Origin of the sequence: Tepidimonas fonticaldi (genome assembly GCF_007556755.1) — a bacterium.
Classification (GTDB): Bacteria; Pseudomonadota; Gammaproteobacteria; order Burkholderiales; family Burkholderiaceae_C; genus Tepidimonas; species Tepidimonas fonticaldi.
In genome coordinates this window covers 20,548-35,482 of the sequence record NZ_VJOO01000026.1, presented here as the reverse complement: position 1 = coordinate 35,482, position 14,935 = coordinate 20,548, and the positions used below count along the sequence as shown (strand labels likewise).

Here is a 14,935-nt window from a genome sequence, read left to right as displayed (position 1 = left end):
GATCAGCTCTGCGAGGAGCTAGGCATTGAGCATCGCCTGACCCGCCCAAAACACCCGCAGACCAACGGCATGGTTGAACGCTTCAACGGGCGCATCGCCGACATCCTGCGCACCCATCACTTCCATTGCGGCGAAGAACTTGAGGCCACCATCCTGCGGTATGTCTGGCTGTACAATCACCAACTGCCACAGAAAGCCTTGGGGCACGTCAGCCCCATCCAGGCCATGAAACAATGGCAGCGATCACACCCCGAACTGTTCAACAGACGTGTTACCAATCAGCCGGGACACGACATGTATGTGCTGACCGACGCGCCGGACGGGCGGCTGCTGCGCCTGCGCCCCACGCCCTGAGCCACGGTCTGGGTGCCAGCGTGGGGGTCCACTGGGCGTGGCAAAGGGCGCATCCTGGCGTAGACTGTCCGCCTGGGGCCGGCAGGGTGTCGGCCCCAACCGTCTGGAGTCGTCCCATGCGCATTCTGTCCCTTCGTCTCGCCACGGGTTTGATCACCGGCGCCACGGCGCTGGCCCTGGCGGCCAGCCCGGCCTGGGCCGCCACTGCGGCCGATGGCGCAGGCCCCACCTGCCACGCGGCCGCGGCCCAGAAGAAGCTGGCGGGCGCCGCCAAGACGTCGTTCCTGAAAAAGTGCGAACAAGACGCCCAGACCGCCTGCGACGCCCGGGCGGCAGAAAAGAAGCTGGCTGGCGCGGCCAAGACCAGTTTCACGCAGAAATGCCTGCGCGACGCCGTGGGCCAGGCACCGCAGTGAAGCGGGTGAGCGCTGCCGGCGAGAGGGGCCATCCATGTCCGTGTTGACGCTGCAGCAGGCCGTGCGTGCCAACCCCGTGCTGGCCGATGTGGCCGAGCGCGCCTGGGTGTCGCGGCGGCTGCTCCAGCGGGTGGCCGTGCATTTGCCCCCCCTGCTGCGCGAGCGGGTGACCGCCGGGCCGTTGGAGGATGGGGTGTGGTGCCTGCTCGCAGCCAACCCGTCGGTGGCGGCCAAGGTGCGGCAGCTCGCGCCGGTGTTGCTGGCGGCGGCCCGCTCCGCAGGCGGCGAGGTGCAGACCCTGCAGGTGCGGGTGCAGGGGCGCGAGGCGTCCTGAATGCCCGTCCGGTAGCCCCGGGCAGGCGGGGCTACAATGCCCGCACTGTCGGTCCCGGGTGCGCAAGCCCCCGGGCTGCGCGTCATGGCGCTTCGCCGCTGGCGGAGCGATCCGAGAATTGCTTGAGCCGCGCCTGCCCCCGGGCGGTCGCGCGGCGGGGTTTGTATGGCCATCCCGTTCCTGACCAAGATTTTCGGCAGCCGCAACGATCGGCTGCTCAAGGGTTACCGCAAAACGGTGGCGCGCATCAATGCGCTGGAGCCGACGTTCGCCGCGCTGAGCGACGAGCAGTTGCAGGCCAAAACGGCCGAGTTCCGCCAGCGGCTGGCCAACGGCGAGTCGCTCGACGCCCTGCTGCCCGAGGCGTTTGCCACGGTGCGCGAGGCCAGCAAGCGCGTCATGAAGATGCGCCACTTCGACGTGCAGCTGATGGGCGGCATCGCGCTGCACCAGGGCAAGATCGCCGAGATGCGCACCGGCGAGGGCAAGACGCTGACGGCCACGCTGCCGGTGTACCTCAACGCCCTGACCGGCAAGGGCGTGCACGTCGTCACCGTCAACGACTACCTGGCCAGCCGCGATGCCCAGTGGATGGGCAAGCTCTACCAGTGGCTGGGCCTGAGCGTGGGGGTCAACCTGCCCCAGATGCCGCGCGAGCAGAAGCAGGCCGCCTACGCCGCCGACATCACCTACGGCACCAACAACGAATACGGCTTCGATTACCTGCGCGACAACATGGTGTACGAGGCGCGCGACCGGGTGCAGCGCGGCCTGAACTACGCCATCGTCGACGAGGTGGACTCCATCCTGATCGACGAGGCGCGCACGCCGCTCATCATCAGCGGCCAGGCCGAAGACCATACGGAGCTGTACCAGCGCATCAAGACGCTGGTGCCGGCCCTGACCCGGCAGGAGGGGGAGGCCGACCCCCGCACGGGCGAGGGGGTGATCAAGCCCGGTGACTTCACGCTCGACGAAAAGTCGCACCAGATCCACCTGACCGAGCAAGGGCACGAGCACGCCGAGCAACTGCTGGCGCGCGCCGGTCTGCTGCCCGAGGGCGCGTCGCTGTACGACCCGGCCAACATCACCCTGCTGCATCACCTGGTGACGGCGCTCAAGGCCCAGCACCTGTACCACCGCGACCAGCATTACGTGGTGCAAAACGGCGAGATCGTCATCGTCGACGAGTTCACCGGCCGCCTGATGGTGGGGCGGCGCTGGAGCGACGGCCTGCACCAGGCGGTGGAGGCCAAGGAGGGCGTGGCCATCCAGCCCGAGAACCAGACGCTGGCCTCGATCACGTTCCAGAACTACTTCCGCCTGTACAGCAAGCTGGCCGGCATGACCGGCACCGCCGACACCGAGGCGTACGAGTTCCAGGAGATCTACGGACTGGAAACGGTGGTCATCCCGCCCAACCGGCCCAGCCAGCGCCGCGACGAGCAGGACCGCGTCTACAAGACCACGGCCGAGAAGTACCAGGCCGTCATTGCCGACATTCGCGACTGCCACGAGCGCGGCCAGCCCGTGCTGGTGGGCACCTCGTCGATCGAGAACTCCGAGGTCATCGCCCAACTGCTGCAGCGCGAGGGGCTGCCGCACGAGGTGCTCAACGCCAAGCAGCACGCGCGCGAGGCCGAGATCATCGCCCAGGCCGGCCGCCCGGGCGCGATCACCATCGCCACCAACATGGCCGGCCGCGGCACGGACATCGTGCTCGGCGGCAACCTGGAAAAGATGATCGCCGCCGTCGAGGCCGATGCGTCCCTGGACGAGGCCACGCGCGCCCAACGCATCGAGGCGTTGCGCTCGCAGTGGCAGGCCGACCACGAGAAGGTCAAGGCCCTGGGCGGCCTGCGCATCATCGGTACCGAGCGGCACGAAAGCCGCCGCATCGACAACCAGTTGCGCGGCCGTGCCGGCCGTCAGGGCGACCCGGGTTCCAGCCGCTTCTACCTGAGCCTGGACGATCCGCTGATGCGCATCTTCGCCGGCGACCGGGTGCGCGCCATCATGGACCGCCTCAAGATGCCGGAAGGCGAGGCCATCGAAGCCGGCATCGTCACCCGCTCCATCGAGAGCGCGCAGCGCAAGGTCGAGGCGCGCAACTTCGACATCCGCAAGCAGTTGCTCGAGTACGACGACGTCGCCAACGACCAGCGCAAGGTCATCTACCAGCAGCGCAACGACATCCTCGATGCCGAGGACCTGTCGGCGCAGGTCGCGGCGCTGCGCGAGGGCTGCTTGACCGATCTGGTCCGCCAGTACGTGCCGGCCGGCAGCGTGGAGGAACAGTGGGACGTGCCCGGCCTGCAACAGGTCCTGGCCGAGGAGTACGGGCTGGCCGTCGATCTGGTCGGCGAGCTGGAGCGCGCCGAGGCCATGGACGACGAGGACATCGTGCGCCGGGTCGTCGAGGCGGGCCACGCCGCCTACGAGGCCAAGGTGGCGCTCGCGGGCCGCGCGGCGTTCACCCCCTTCGAGCGGGTGGTGCTGCTGCAAACCCTGGACAGCCACTGGCGCGACCACTTGAGCGCGCTGGACTACCTGCGCCAGGGCATCCACCTGCGCGGCTATGCGCAGAAGCAGCCCAAGCAGGAGTACAAGCGCGAGGCGTTCCAGCTCTTTGCGCAGATGCTCGATGGCGTGCGCAACGAAGTCACGCGCGTGCTGATGAATGTGAAGGTGCAATCGCCCGAGCAGGTGAGCGACGCCGCCGAGCGCCTGGAGCAGGACGCCGAGCGCCTGAGCAATGTCACTTACACCGCACCCACCGAAACCGGCGAGGCCGAAACCACCGCCGATCAGGGGCTGCTCAACAAGGCGGGGGGCGCCGCCCTGCCGCGCGTGGGCCGCAACGACCCGTGCCCTTGCGGCAGCGGCAAGAAGTACAAGCACTGCCACGGTCGGTTGAGCTGACCGGCTCTGTGAGCCTTGGGCGACGTGCACCTCGGACATACGGGGTGGAGTAGGGTATACGCGGTCTTGCGTGCCTACCGTCCCGGCCCGCGCTCGCGCCCGCAGCCCCCAAGCCGTCGCCCGCTCGGGTGGCTGCGCCGGCGGGGGCGTCCAAACCGCGTTCCACCCCGGCCGCCGCCCCCTTGCCGCCCGCCGCGACGGGCAGCGCGTCGGCCAAGGCCGACGATGGCGATTGGGACACCTTCTGACCACCTGACCACCTGACCGCTGCGGGGGTCCGGGGCGGGGGCCGCTGCGCCATCGGCTACGATAGAGGCATGGCTGTACAGTACACACCCCCGGGCGCTGCTGACCTGTTGCCCGTGCCCGGCCTGCGCCTGGGCGTGGCCGAGGCGCACGTGCGCAAGCCCAACCGCAAGGATCTCACCGTCATGCTGCTCGACGAAGGCAGCGCGGTGGGCGGCGTCTTCACCCGCAACCGCTACTGCGCCGCGCCGGTGCAGGTCTGCAGCGAGCACCTGGCTGCGGGGCAGGGCATCCGCGCGCTGGTGGTCAACACCGGCTGCGCCAACGCCGGCACCGGCGAACAGGGCCTGATCGACGCGCGCGCGGTCTGCATCGCGCTGGCGCAGCGGCTCGGCGTGGCGCCGCAGCAGGTGTTGCCGTTTTCCACCGGCGTCATCATGGAGCCGTTGCCGGTCGAGCGCATCGTGGCGGGCCTGCCGGCGGCGCTGGCCGACGCGGCGGACGATGGCGCGCACTGGCTGCGCGCCGCCGAAGGCATCATGACCACCGACACCGTGCCGAAGGCCGCCAGCCGGCGCGTCACGATCGACGGCGTGCCGGTGACGGTGACCGGCATTGCCAAGGGCGCCGGCATGATCCGGCCGAACATGGCGACGATGCTGGGCTTCGTGGCCACCGACGCGCCGGTGGCCCCGGAGCTGATCGGGGAGCTGGCCCGCCGCGCCGCCGACGGCTCATTCAACCGCATCACGGTCGATGGCGACACCTCCACCAACGATTCCTTCATCGTGATGGCCACCGGGCGCGCGGCCCTGCCGCGCATCACGTCGCTGGACAGTCCCGCTGGCCAGGCCCTGCAGGCGGCGGTCACGGACGTCGCGCGCGAGCTGGCGCACGCCATCGTGCGCGACGGCGAGGGGGCGACCAAGTTCATCACCGTGCGCGTGGAGGGCGGGCGCGACGCCGAGGAATGCCTGAAGGCCGCCTACGCCATCGCGCACTCGCCGCTGGTCAAGACCGCCTTCTACGCCAGCGACCCCAACCTCGGCCGCATCCTGGCGGCGGTGGGCTACGCCGGCATCGAGGACCTGGACCAGGGGCGCATCGAGCTGTTCCTGGACGACGTGCACGTGGTCACCCGCGGCGGGCGTCACCCGGCCTACCGCGAGGAGGACGGCCAGCGCGTGATGAAGCAAAGCGAGATCACCGTGCGCGTGGACCTCGGGCGCGGCACGGCCGCGGAGACCGTGTGGACGTGCGACCTGAGCCACGACTACGTCAGCATCAACGCCGACTACCGCAGCTGAGCCCCTTGAGCTGATGAACGAACGATTCGAACGGTTGCTGGCGCGCGCCGAGGCGCTGATCGACCGCATCGAGGCCATCCTGCCGCAGCCGCTCTGCGCCCCCGATTGGAGTGCCTCGGTGGCGTTCCGCTACCGCAAGCGCGGGGCGCACGGCGTGCTGGAGCCGGTGCGGCACGTGGCCGCGATCCGGCTGGACGACCTGCAGGCCATCGACGACCAGAAGGCCAAGGTGCAGCGCAACCTGGAGCGCTTCGTGCGCGGGGTGCCGGCCAACAACGTGCTGCTGACCGGTGCGCGCGGCACCGGCAAGAGCTCGCTGATCAAGGCCTGCCTGAACGCCTACGCCGGGGAGGGCCTGCGCCTGATCGAGGTGGACAAGGCCGACCTCACCGACCTGCCCGACATCGTCGAGGTGGTGGCGCCGCGGCCGGAGCGCTTCCTCGTCTTCTGCGACGACCTGAGCTTCGAGGAGGGCGAGCCGGGCTACAAGGCGCTGAAGTCGATCCTCGACGGCTCGGTGGCCGCCGCCAGCCCCAACGTGCTGATCTGCGCCACCAGCAACCGCCGCCACCTGCTGCCGGAGAAGATGCGCGACAACCTCGCCGCCACCTACGGCGACGACGGCGAACTGCACCCGGGCGAGGCGGTGGAGGAGAAGGTCTCGCTGTCGGAGCGCTTCGGCCTGTGGGTGAGCTTTTACCCGTTCAGCCAGGACGAATACCTGGCCGTGGTGCGGCAGTGGCTCGCCGCCTACGGGGTGCCCGAGGCGCAGTGGGACGAGGCGCGCCGCGCCGCGCTGGTGTGGGCGCTGGAGCGCGGCGCGCGCAGCGGGCGCGTGGCCTACCAGTTCGCGCGCGACTGGGCGGGTCGCACGCCAACGGAGGGGGCATGACCGCGCCCGCCGCGCCGGCGCCGGACGAGGTGCTGGTGGTCGATGCCGACCGGCCGCGCGCGCCCGGCCCGCGCCCGGTGGTGGACGTGGCGGTCGGCGTGCTGTTCGACCGCGACGGGCGCTTTCTGCTGACCACGCGCCCACCCGGCAAGGCCTACGCCGGGCACTGGGAGTTCCCCGGCGGCAAGGTAGAGCCGGGCGAGACGGTGGAGCAGGCGCTGCGCCGCGAGCTGCAGGAAGAGATCGGCGTGACGATCGGGTCGGCGCACCCGTGGCGCGTGCTGGAGGCCGACTACCCGCACGCGCGCGTGCGGCTGCACGTCTGCCGCGTGTTCGACTGGCGCGGCGAGCTGCAGATGCACGAGGGGCAGGCGTTTGCCTGGCAGACGCTGCCGGTGACGGTGACGCCGGTGCTGCCCGGCACGTGGCCGCTGCTGCGCTGGATGGCGCAAGAGGGTGGCCCCGAGACCGCTCAGGCCAACGCCTGATCCGTTCACCGGAACAGGTGGCGGGGAATCCACCACAGGTAGAACACCATCCCCACCAGCTCCACCAGCGATTGCAGGACGATGATCAGGGCGACCACCTCCCACCCCGGGGGCAGGGCGAGGGCGAACGGCAGCACGACGAAGGAGTTGCGTGTGCCCAGACTGAAGGCGAGCGTTCGGCCCTGATCGCGCGGCAGTCGCATCAGGCGGGCCAGCACCTTGGCGATGGCCCCGCCCAGCAGCAGAAAGACGACGAAGACGGGGACGACCCCGGCCAGCGAGCCGAAAGCGTCCCAGGCCGCATGGGCCTGGACACCCGCAATCAAAAACACCACCACGGCCAGCAGCGGAACCGGCCACCACACCAGCCGTTTCCGCCACGCATGCCGGGTGGGCCGGGCTTCGATCCAGCGCTCCGACGCGGCCGCCAGCAGCAGGGCCACGGCCACGACGCCCAGGGCGGGCGCGATGTCCGTCAATCCCCACCCGACGAGGGGCTGCGCATCCAGCAGCAACCACAAATACACCGGCAGCAGCGCCAGTTGGAGCAGCAGGTTGATGGGGGTGGTCGCGATGGCGCGTGCGACATTGGCCCCGCCCAGTTGGCTGAAGGTGATGAACCAGTCGGTGCAGGGCACGAGCAGCACCATCGCCACGCCCAGGCGCACCGCGGGGTCGGGCGGCAGCCCCGCGAGCAGCACCGCCACGACCACCGGCAAGACGACGAAGTTGCCCACCAGCATCGCCGCGATGAAGCGGTGGTCGCGGAACGCATCGCGCACATGCCACAGCGGCACCTGCACGAAGGTCACGTACAGCAGCAGCGCCAGGGAGGGCCACAGCCACGCCTCCAGCACGGGGGCGGTGTCGGGCCAGGCGCCGCCGGCGAACAGGCCCGCCGCGATGGCCGCGGCATAGATCCAGACCTGCCGGCGTTCGAGGGTGAGGCGGTTCACGGCGCGGCCCGCGCGATCACGAGGGGATGCGGCCGTCGGACAGCTCGCCCGGATCGGGGGGTGTCGGGTCGGGCACGCGAAAGCGCTCGCTGGCCCAGGCGCCCAGGTCCAGTTGCTTGCAGCGCTCGCTGCAAAAGGGGCGCCAGGGGTTGTCGGGGGCGTAGCGCGATGGTCCCCCGCAGGCGGGGCAGGTGACGGTGCGGGCGGCAAAGGGCTGCGTCATCGGGGCGCTGGCCGGCATCAGGCACACAGGTGGACTTCGAACTCGGCCTCGGCGTCGGCGGCGTGCTCCAGCCGGCCGTCGTCGGTGCGCCGCAGCAGCCGCACCGAAAACAGCAGCCGGTTGCCGCTGATCTCGGGGATCAGCTGCAGCGCGGGGTCCAGCCACACGCGCAGCAATTGGAAGGTGCGGCTTTGCGGCAGGCTTTGCTGGTATTGGCCGTGCGTGGCATAGACCTTTTGCGCCAGACCCGATTCGCGCAGCAGCCGCAGCAGCAGATGCACGGGTTCGGCCAGGCAGGCGATCTCGCCCGCCCAGCGGGCCAGATCGGCCTGCCGCTGCTCGACCGGACGGTGTTGCCAGTCGTGGTAGGCGGGCAGGTCGAACTCGCAAGTGCCGCCGGGGATGGCGATGCGGTTGCGAATGGCCGTCAGCCACTCGATGCCGGCTAGCGAATGGCCCGCCTTGCCCTCGTCGTCGCGCAGGGCCGCATAGCAGGTGTCGATGCGGGCGATGAACTGGTCCAGCGCCGCCTCCGAGATGGCGGGGTTGCCCCGATAGCCGTTGAAGATCTGCTTGTGGCGCTCCAGGTCTTTCAGGATCTCGGTTTTGAGGTCGGCGCGGGCGCCGACGTCCACGATCTCGAACAGCGTCTGGATCGCGTAGTGGTGATCCAGCGGGTGCGTGCGCGCCACCAGTTCGGCGAGCCGCCGCAGCAGGTGCTCCAGACGCAGATAGGTGCGGATGCGCTCGTTGAAGGGGTATTCGTACAGGATCACGCGGGCATCATAGCGGCAATCCCCGCGCTTCCCACGCGCGCCGCACGCGCTCGCGCAGGGTGTCCAGATCGACGTCGTCGTTGTCGATCACCACGTCGGCCGCGGCCAGCCGTTGGGCCCGGCTGGCCTGCTGGGCGAGCACGGCCAGCACCTGCTCACGCGGCCAGCCGTTGCGGGCCATGACGCGGCGGATTTGCGTCTGCGGCGTGCAGTCGACCACCCACACCCGGTCGCAGCGCTGCCGCCATGCCGCCGACTCCACCAGCAGCGGCAGGTCCAGCACGATGGCGTCGGCCGTGCAGGCGGCGATGCGGCGGTCGATCTCGGCCCGCACCAGGGGGTGGATGATGGCCTCCAGCCGCGCCTTGGCGTCGGCGTCGCTGAACACCCGCGCGCGCATGCGGTCGCGGTCCAGCGCACCCGCAGGCGTGATGAAGGCATCGCCGAAGGCCTGCCGGATCGGCTCGATCGCGGCGCCGCCCGGCGCGGTGCTGGCGCGGGAGATGGCGTCCGCATCCACCACGGTCGCGCCCAGCGCGGCGAGCATGGCCGCGACCGTGCTTTTGCCGCTGCCGATGCCGCCGGTCAGCCCGATGCGCAGGGGCGTGCCCATCACAACCCCAGCGCGCCCAGCAGGCGCTGCGGCCCCACCCCCCACACCAGCAGACCGCCAAAGGCCAGAAAGGGCCCGAAGGGCACGTAGCGGCCTTCGCGCAGGGCGTTGGAAGCCTTCATGAGCAGCCCGACGACGGCGCCCAGGGCCGAGGCCACCAGCACCAGCGGAATCAGCGCGGACCAGCCCAGCCACGCTCCCAGCGCGGCCAGCAGTTTGAAGTCACCGTAGCCCATGCCCTCCTTGCCGGTAAGCAGCTTGAATGCCCAGTAGACGCTCCACAGCGACAGATAGCCGGCAACGGCGCCCCACAGCGCATCGGGCAGCGCAACGCCGCTCAGGCCGGTGGCCGCGGCGATCAGACCGGCCCAGACCAGCGGCAGCGTGATGTCGTCCGGCAGCAGCGTCGTGTCCCAGTCGATGAAGGCCAGGGCCAGCACGGCCGCCATGAAACCCCACCACGCGACGGTGGCCGCGCCGGCCCCGTGGCGGGCAAACACCAGGGCGAAGGCCAGACCGGTCAGCCCCTCGACCAGCGGGTACCGCCAGGAGATAGGCGCTGCGCACGCCGCACAACGGCCGCGCAGCGCCAGCCAGCTCAGTACCGGAATGTTGTGGTACCAGCGGATGGGGGTGTGGCACGCCGGGCAGTGCGAGCGCGGCGCCAGCAGGTCGTAGCGTTCCGGGGCTGGGGCGGCCGCATCCCCGGTGCCGCCTGCGGCGGGCGCTTGCAGCGCGGCGCATTCGGCCGCCCAGCGGCGCTCCAGCATGCGCGGCAGGCGGTGGATCACGACGTTGAGGAAGCTGCCGACGATGAGCCCCAGCACGGCAGAGACGACCCAGCCCCATGGCTCTGGCAGGGTGGCAAAGTAGGTGGTGGCCATGTCCGCAGTGTAGTGGCTGCGGAAGTCCAGCCCTGCGCTCAGGCGGTGAGCAGCCCGCGCCGTTCGATGAACGCCACCACCTCGTCCACGCCTTGCAGGGTCTTGAGGTTGGTCATCACCCAGGGACGGCGCTGCGGGTCGGGCCGCATGCGGGCGGTGTCGGCGGCCATCACGTCCAGGTTGGCGCCGACGTGGGGGGCGAGGTCGGTCTTGTTGATGACGAACAAGTCGCTCTTGGTGATGCCGGGGCCGCCTTTGCGGGGGATTTTTTCGCCGGCGGCGACGTCGATCACGTAAATCGTCAGGTCGGACAGCTCCGGGCTGAAGGTGGCGGCCAGGTTGTCGCCGCCGCTTTCGACGAACACGATGTCGGCGTTGGGGAACTGGCGCAGCATGCGGTCGATGGCCTCCAGGTTGATGGAGCAGTCCTCGCGGATGGCGGTGTGCGGGCAGCCGCCGGTCTCCACGCCGAGGATGCGCTCCGGTGGCAGCGCGCCGCTGAGGGTGAGCAGGCGTTGGTCTTCCTTGGTGTAGATGTCGTTGGTGATGGCGACGAGGTCCCAGCGGTTGCGCATCGCCTTGCACAGCATCTCCAGCAGCGTGGTTTTGCCGGAGCCGACCGGCCCGCCGATGCCGACGCGCAGCGGGGGCAGCCGTTTGGTGCGGCCGGGGATGTGGTGCAGGGCGGCAGCGGGGGGGACGAGGGGGGCGTTCATGAGCGGAAGAGGCGCGAGTACTGGGTTTCGTGGCGGCTGGACAGCACGCCCAGCCCGGGGGTATAGGCCTGCAGGGCCAGCGGGTCGGCGTCGTGGCTGCGGCGGCACGCGTCGTCGACGGCGGCTGGGATCTGCTGGACGAGCCGGCGCAGGATGCGCTGGCCGGCGGCCTGGCCCAGGGGAACGGCTTTGATGGCCGCCTGCACGGCGTTTTCCGCCCACCCGAAGGCGATGGCCGCCAGCGCATCCGCAAGCGGCGTGTCGGGATGGGCCTGCACGGCCAGGGCCATCCCCAGCGCGACCGGCTGGGTCGGGGGCGTGGGGTGGGGCCACCAGCCGGCCGGGCGCGCATCCAGGCTGTCCAACCAGGCCCACAGCCCGTGGCCGATCTGTTCGGTTTGCAGCCGCAGCTCGGCGGTCTCGCGGCTGTGCCGCACCCAGTCGTCCAGTGCCCGCAGGGCGGCCGCATCCCCCGCGCGCGCGGCGGACCAGGCGCGGGCCGTGGCGGGCAGATCGGCGCGGGCGAGGCTCAGGTGCAATTGATCCTCGATCCAGTCGCCGGCACTGGCCTCGTCATGCACCCAGCCGGCCTCCACCGCCGCTTCCAGCCCCTCGGAATACGAGAAAGCGCCCACCGGCAGGGCGGGCGAGGCCAGCCAGAGCAGGGGCAAAAGGGTCGATGAGGCGGCCACGGGCGGGGTGCTCACGGCGGGGGCAGGTTGTGCGGGTGGCCGTGGGTGTGTTCGTGGGAATGCCCGTGGCGATGCCCATGGGAGTGAGCGGCATAGGCCCCGGCTTCGGGTTCGAACGGCTCCCGTGTTTTGGTCACGATCAGGTGCATCTGCCGCAGCATGTCGGCCAGCACCGGGTCGGGTTCGAGCTTCAGGTGATCGGCTTGCACCTCCAGCGGCACATGCCGGTTGCCCAGGTGGTAGGCCGCGCGCAGCAGGTCCAGCGGGGTGCCGTGTTCGGGGCATGGGGTCACGCGCAGGACGGGCTGGGCGGCCGCCTGCACGCGCAGCAGCGCCCCGTCCTCGGTGAGCAGCACATCCCCGCCGCGCAGCACCGTGCCGGGTGCCAGAAACACCCCCACCCGGCGCCCGTGCGAGTCGTCGCAGTCGAAGCGGCTTTTCTGGCGCTGATCCCAGTCCAGGCTGATCCAGGCGCTGCGGTCGAGCAGGGCGGGGGCCAGGCCCTGGCCACGGGGGATGAGGCGGGCGGCGGTCAACATGGCGGCGTTCAGAACAGGCAATAGCGCTGGGCCAGCGGCAGCTCGGCGGCGGGCTCGCAGGTCAGCAGCACCCCGTCGGCGCGCACGGCGTAGGTCTGCGGGTCGATGTCCATGCGCGGCGCGTAGTCGTTGAGCACCATGTCGCGCTTGCCGATGGTGCGGCAGCCCTGCACGGCCACCAGCGGTTTCTGCAGGCCGTAGCGCTGGCCGATGCCCGCGGCCAGCCCGGCCTGGGACACGAAGGTCAGCGACGTTTTGTGCAGGGCTGCGCCGAAGCTGCCAAACATCGGCCGGTAGTGCACCGGCTGCGGCGTGGGGATGGAGGCGTTGGGGTCGCCCATGGCGGCGGCGGCGATCATGCCGCCCTTGAGGACGAGCGCGGGCTTGATGCCGAAGAAAGCCGGCTTCCATAGCACCAGGTCGGCCCATTTGCCCACCTCCACCGAGCCGACGATGTGGCTGACGCCGTGCGCAATGGCGGGGTTGAGGGTGTATTTGGCGATGTAGCGCTTGACGCGGAAGTTGTCGTTGCGGTCGTTTTGCTCCACCGGCTCGTCGCGGCCCGGCGTGGGGGGCAGCCAGCCGCGCTGCACCTTCATCTTGTGCGCGGTCTGCCAGGTGCGGCAGATGACCTCGCCCACCCGGCCCATGGCCTGGCTGTCGCTGCTCATGATGCTGATGGCGCCCAGGTCGTGCAGGATGTCCTCGGCGGCGATGGTTTCCTTGCGGATGCGGCTTTCGGCAAAGGCCAGGTCCTCGGCGATGGAGGCGTCCAGGTGGTGGCACACCATCAGCATGTCCACGTGCTCTTCCAGCGTGTTGACGGTGTAGGGCCGCGTGGGGTTGGTGGAGGAGGGCAGCACATTGGCTTCGCCCACCACCTTGAGGATGTCGGGCGCGTGGCCGCCGCCCGCGCCTTCGCAGTGGAAGGTGTGGATGGTGCGGCCCTTGAAGGCGGCGATGGAGTCCTCCACGAAGCCGCTTTCGTTGAGCGTGTCGGTGTGGATGCAGATCTGGGTGTCGGTCTGCTCCGCCACGTCCAGGCAGGCGTCGATGGCGGCCGGGGTGGTGCCCCAGTCCTCGTGCAGCTTCATTCCGATGGCGCCGGCCTCCACCTGCTCCATCAGCCCCTGCGGCTGGCTGGCGTTGCCCTTGCCCAAAAAACCCAGGTTCATGGGGAAGGCATCCGCCGCCTGCAGCATGCGCTCGATGTGCCACGGCCCTGGCGTGCAGGTGGTGGCGTTGGTGCCGGTGGCGGGGCCCGTGCCGCCGCCCGTCATGGTGGTGATGCCGGACATGAGCGCCTCTTCGATCTGCTGCGGGCAGATGAAGTGGATGTGGCTGTCGTAGCCGCCGGCGGTGACGATCAGGCCTTCGCCGGCCAGGATTTCGGTGCCCGGGCCGATGACGATGTCCACGCCCGGCTGCACGTCGGGGTTGCCGGCCTTGCCGATGCCGACGATGCGGCTGTCCTTGACGCCGATGTCGGCCTTGACGATGCCCCAGTGGTCCACGATGAGGGCGTTGGTGATGACCAGATCGACCGCGCCCTGGGCGCGGCTGCGCTGGCTCTGGCCCATGCCGTCGCGGATGGTCTTGCCGCCACCAAACTTGACCTCCTCCCCATAGCCGCCGGCTTGCAGGGTGTGGTCGCGCTCGACTTCGATGACCAGGGCGGTGTCACCCAGGCGCACCCGGTCGCCCACGGTGGGGCCGAACATCTCGGCATAGGCGCGGCGGGAAATGCTGGCCATCACAACGCTCCTTGCACCAGGCCGCGAAAGCCGTACACGGCGCGGGCGCCAGCGTAGTCCACCAGTTCGACGGTGCGCTGCTGGCCGGGCTCGAAGCGCACGGCGGTCCCGCTGGCGATGTTCAGACGCATGCCGCGCGCGGCGGCGCGGTCGAACGACAGCGCGGCATTGGTTTCGGCAAAGTGGTAGTGCGAGCCGACCTGGATGGGGCGGTCGGCTGTGTTGACCACCACCACGGTGACGGTGCGCCGCCCGGGGTTGAGCGGGTGCTCGCCCGCGTCGATGAAAAGCTCGCCGGGGATCATGGGCGCTCCCTCATTTGCGGGTGAACCAGATGACCGCACCGATGGCCGCGGCCAGACCCACGAAGCCCAGCACGTCGGTGGCGTGCCAGTGGGCGCCGGGCAGGCCGTGGCCCTCGTGTGCATGGGCCGCGTGGGTCAGCCAGGTCAGGGCCGGGGCGAGCAGGCGGGGGAGCTTGGCGGTGAAGGGCATATCGGGGTTCCTGGAGCGGTTCAGACGATGGGCTGGTGCACGGTGACGAGCTTGGTGCCGTCGGGGAAGGTCGCCTCGACCTGGATGTCGGCGAGCATCTCCGGCACGCCCTCCATGACGTCGGTGCGGCTGAGCACGGTGCGGCCTTCGCTCATGAGCTCGGCCACCGTCTTGCCGTCGCGGGCCCCTTCCATCACATAGGCGCTGATCAGGGCCGCCGCCTCGGGGTAGTTGAGCTTGAGCCCGCGCGCGCGCCGGCGCTCGGCCAGCAGCGCGGCGGTGAAGATGAGCAGCTTGTCTTTGTCGCGGGGGGAGAGTTCCATGGGCT

At 70.3% G+C, this 14,935-nt stretch carries 19 protein-coding genes; 7 read left to right on the top strand and 12 right to left on the bottom strand.

The annotated features are described in order from the left end of the window. The 7 genes from Tfont_RS11610 to Tfont_RS11580 form a co-directional block, all read left to right on the top strand. Positions 1–354 (top strand): integrase core domain-containing protein (locus tag Tfont_RS11610; RefSeq protein ID WP_143969559.1); only part of this gene is annotated, 354 nt, incomplete at its 5' end. Between the two features lie 116 nt (positions 355–470). Continuing rightward, positions 471–770, top strand: a complete 300-nt coding sequence (locus Tfont_RS11605) for a hypothetical protein (RefSeq protein WP_143969558.1) — start codon at positions 471–473, stop codon at positions 768–770. 34 nt (positions 771–804) lie between these two features. After that, the gene (locus Tfont_RS11600; protein ID WP_068608745.1) at positions 805–1,104 is read left to right on the top strand and encodes a DciA family protein; all 300 of its coding nucleotides are present in this window, start codon (positions 805–807) and stop codon (positions 1,102–1,104) included. Between the two features lie 165 nt (positions 1,105–1,269). Continuing rightward, positions 1,270–4,026, top strand: a complete 2,757-nt coding sequence (secA, locus tag Tfont_RS11595; RefSeq protein WP_143969557.1) for a preprotein translocase subunit SecA — start codon at positions 1,270–1,272, stop codon at positions 4,024–4,026. A 317-nt stretch (positions 4,027–4,343) separates the two neighbouring features. Continuing rightward, positions 4,344–5,579, top strand: coding sequence for a bifunctional glutamate N-acetyltransferase/amino-acid acetyltransferase ArgJ (gene argJ / locus Tfont_RS11590; RefSeq protein ID WP_143969556.1), 1,236 nt, complete (start codon positions 4,344–4,346; stop codon positions 5,577–5,579). Between the two features lie 13 nt (positions 5,580–5,592). Beyond that, positions 5,593–6,471: an ATP-binding protein gene (locus Tfont_RS11585; protein ID WP_143969555.1), complete on the top strand. Its 879-nt coding sequence runs from the start codon at positions 5,593–5,595 to the stop codon at positions 6,469–6,471. Continuing rightward, positions 6,468–6,959 (top strand): NUDIX domain-containing protein, encoded by a 492-nt coding sequence (locus Tfont_RS11580; protein ID WP_068608753.1) that lies wholly within the window; start codon positions 6,468–6,470, stop codon positions 6,957–6,959. The genes Tfont_RS11585 and Tfont_RS11580 overlap by 4 nt, the downstream gene beginning before the upstream one ends. Positions 6,960–6,964: 5 nt before the next feature. Here the strand turns inward: Tfont_RS11580 and Tfont_RS11575 are convergent, their stop codons facing one another. Genes Tfont_RS11575 through Tfont_RS11520 form a run of 12 tightly spaced genes read right to left on the bottom strand, consistent with a single transcriptional unit; the run spans position 6,965 to position 14,930 of the window. Next, positions 6,965–7,915 (bottom strand): arsenic resistance protein, encoded by a 951-nt coding sequence (locus Tfont_RS11575; RefSeq protein WP_143969554.1) that lies wholly within the window; start codon positions 7,913–7,915, stop codon positions 6,965–6,967. Positions 7,916–7,931: 16 nt separating this feature from the next. Further along, complete coding sequence (locus tag Tfont_RS11570; RefSeq protein WP_260682372.1) at positions 7,932–8,138, bottom strand: DNA gyrase inhibitor YacG; 207 nt, start codon at positions 8,136–8,138, stop codon at positions 7,932–7,934. 17 nt (positions 8,139–8,155) lie between these two features. Then, positions 8,156–8,914 (bottom strand): cell division protein ZapD, encoded by a 759-nt coding sequence (zapD, locus tag Tfont_RS11565; protein ID WP_068608757.1) that lies wholly within the window; start codon positions 8,912–8,914, stop codon positions 8,156–8,158. Positions 8,915–8,921: 7 nt separating this feature from the next. Continuing rightward, positions 8,922–9,527: a dephospho-CoA kinase gene (gene coaE, locus Tfont_RS11560; RefSeq protein WP_143969552.1), complete on the bottom strand. Its 606-nt coding sequence runs from the start codon at positions 9,525–9,527 to the stop codon at positions 8,922–8,924. Then, positions 9,527–10,411 (bottom strand): prepilin peptidase, encoded by an 885-nt coding sequence (locus Tfont_RS11555; protein WP_068608762.1) that lies wholly within the window; start codon positions 10,409–10,411, stop codon positions 9,527–9,529. The genes coaE and Tfont_RS11555 overlap by 1 nt, the downstream gene beginning before the upstream one ends. 38 nt (positions 10,412–10,449) lie before the next feature. Continuing rightward, complete coding sequence (gene ureG, locus Tfont_RS11550) at positions 10,450–11,127, bottom strand: urease accessory protein UreG (protein ID WP_068608764.1); 678 nt, start codon at positions 11,125–11,127, stop codon at positions 10,450–10,452. Continuing rightward, complete coding sequence (locus Tfont_RS11545; RefSeq protein ID WP_260682371.1) at positions 11,124–11,834, bottom strand: urease accessory protein UreF; 711 nt, start codon at positions 11,832–11,834, stop codon at positions 11,124–11,126. The genes ureG and Tfont_RS11545 overlap by 4 nt, the downstream gene beginning before the upstream one ends. Next, complete coding sequence (ureE, locus tag Tfont_RS11540) at positions 11,831–12,358, bottom strand: urease accessory protein UreE (RefSeq protein WP_068608766.1); 528 nt, start codon at positions 12,356–12,358, stop codon at positions 11,831–11,833. Before ureE ends, Tfont_RS11545 begins: the two co-directional genes overlap by 4 nt. Before the next feature lie 8 nt (positions 12,359–12,366). Continuing rightward, complete coding sequence (gene ureC, locus Tfont_RS11535) at positions 12,367–14,112, bottom strand: urease subunit alpha (protein WP_143969551.1); 1,746 nt, start codon at positions 14,110–14,112, stop codon at positions 12,367–12,369. Continuing rightward, positions 14,112–14,417 carry an urease subunit beta gene (locus Tfont_RS11530; protein ID WP_068608770.1) on the bottom strand — a complete coding sequence of 102 codons (306 nt, stop codon included), beginning with the start codon at positions 14,415–14,417 and terminating at the stop codon, positions 14,112–14,114. The genes ureC and Tfont_RS11530 overlap by 1 nt, the downstream gene beginning before the upstream one ends. 10 nt (positions 14,418–14,427) lie before the next feature. Then, positions 14,428–14,607, bottom strand: a complete 180-nt coding sequence (locus tag Tfont_RS11525; protein WP_068608771.1) for a hypothetical protein — start codon at positions 14,605–14,607, stop codon at positions 14,428–14,430. Positions 14,608–14,627: 20 nt separating this feature from the next. Next, positions 14,628–14,930, bottom strand: coding sequence for an urease subunit gamma (locus tag Tfont_RS11520; protein ID WP_143969550.1), 303 nt, complete (start codon positions 14,928–14,930; stop codon positions 14,628–14,630). Positions 14,931–14,935 lie beyond the last annotated feature (5 nt).

What these genes read in the sequence shown, in the direction of transcription:
- coaE (WP_143969552.1), bottom strand. Translation starts at nt 9,527, where the DNA reads ATGGGCACGCCCCTGCGCATCGGGCTGACCGGCGGCATCGGCAGCGGC.
- Tfont_RS11570 (WP_260682372.1), bottom strand. Translation starts at nt 8,138, where the DNA reads ATGACGCAGCCCTTTGCCGCCCGCACCGTCACCTGCCCCGCCTGCGGG.
- Tfont_RS11600 (WP_068608745.1), top strand. Translation starts at nt 805, where the DNA reads ATGTCCGTGTTGACGCTGCAGCAGGCCGTGCGTGCCAACCCCGTGCTG.
- ureC (WP_143969551.1), bottom strand. Translation starts at nt 14,112, where the DNA reads ATGGCCAGCATTTCCCGCCGCGCCTATGCCGAGATGTTCGGCCCCACC.
- ureE (WP_068608766.1), bottom strand. Translation starts at nt 12,358, where the DNA reads ATGTTGACCGCCGCCCGCCTCATCCCCCGTGGCCAGGGCCTGGCCCCC.
- Tfont_RS11555 (WP_068608762.1), bottom strand. Translation starts at nt 10,411, where the DNA reads ATGGCCACCACCTACTTTGCCACCCTGCCAGAGCCATGGGGCTGGGTC.
- ureG (WP_068608764.1), bottom strand. Translation starts at nt 11,127, where the DNA reads ATGAACGCCCCCCTCGTCCCCCCCGCTGCCGCCCTGCACCACATCCCC.
- Tfont_RS11525 (WP_068608771.1), bottom strand. Translation starts at nt 14,607, where the DNA reads ATGCCCTTCACCGCCAAGCTCCCCCGCCTGCTCGCCCCGGCCCTGACC.
- secA (WP_143969557.1), top strand. Translation starts at nt 1,270, where the DNA reads ATGGCCATCCCGTTCCTGACCAAGATTTTCGGCAGCCGCAACGATCGG.
- argJ (WP_143969556.1), top strand. Translation starts at nt 4,344, where the DNA reads ATGGCTGTACAGTACACACCCCCGGGCGCTGCTGACCTGTTGCCCGTG.
- Tfont_RS11520 (WP_143969550.1), bottom strand. Translation starts at nt 14,930, where the DNA reads ATGGAACTCTCCCCCCGCGACAAAGACAAGCTGCTCATCTTCACCGCC.
- Tfont_RS11530 (WP_068608770.1), bottom strand. Translation starts at nt 14,417, where the DNA reads ATGATCCCCGGCGAGCTTTTCATCGACGCGGGCGAGCACCCGCTCAAC.
- Tfont_RS11605 (WP_143969558.1), top strand. Translation starts at nt 471, where the DNA reads ATGCGCATTCTGTCCCTTCGTCTCGCCACGGGTTTGATCACCGGCGCC.
- Tfont_RS11580 (WP_068608753.1), top strand. Translation starts at nt 6,468, where the DNA reads ATGACCGCGCCCGCCGCGCCGGCGCCGGACGAGGTGCTGGTGGTCGAT.
- Tfont_RS11585 (WP_143969555.1), top strand. Translation starts at nt 5,593, where the DNA reads ATGAACGAACGATTCGAACGGTTGCTGGCGCGCGCCGAGGCGCTGATC.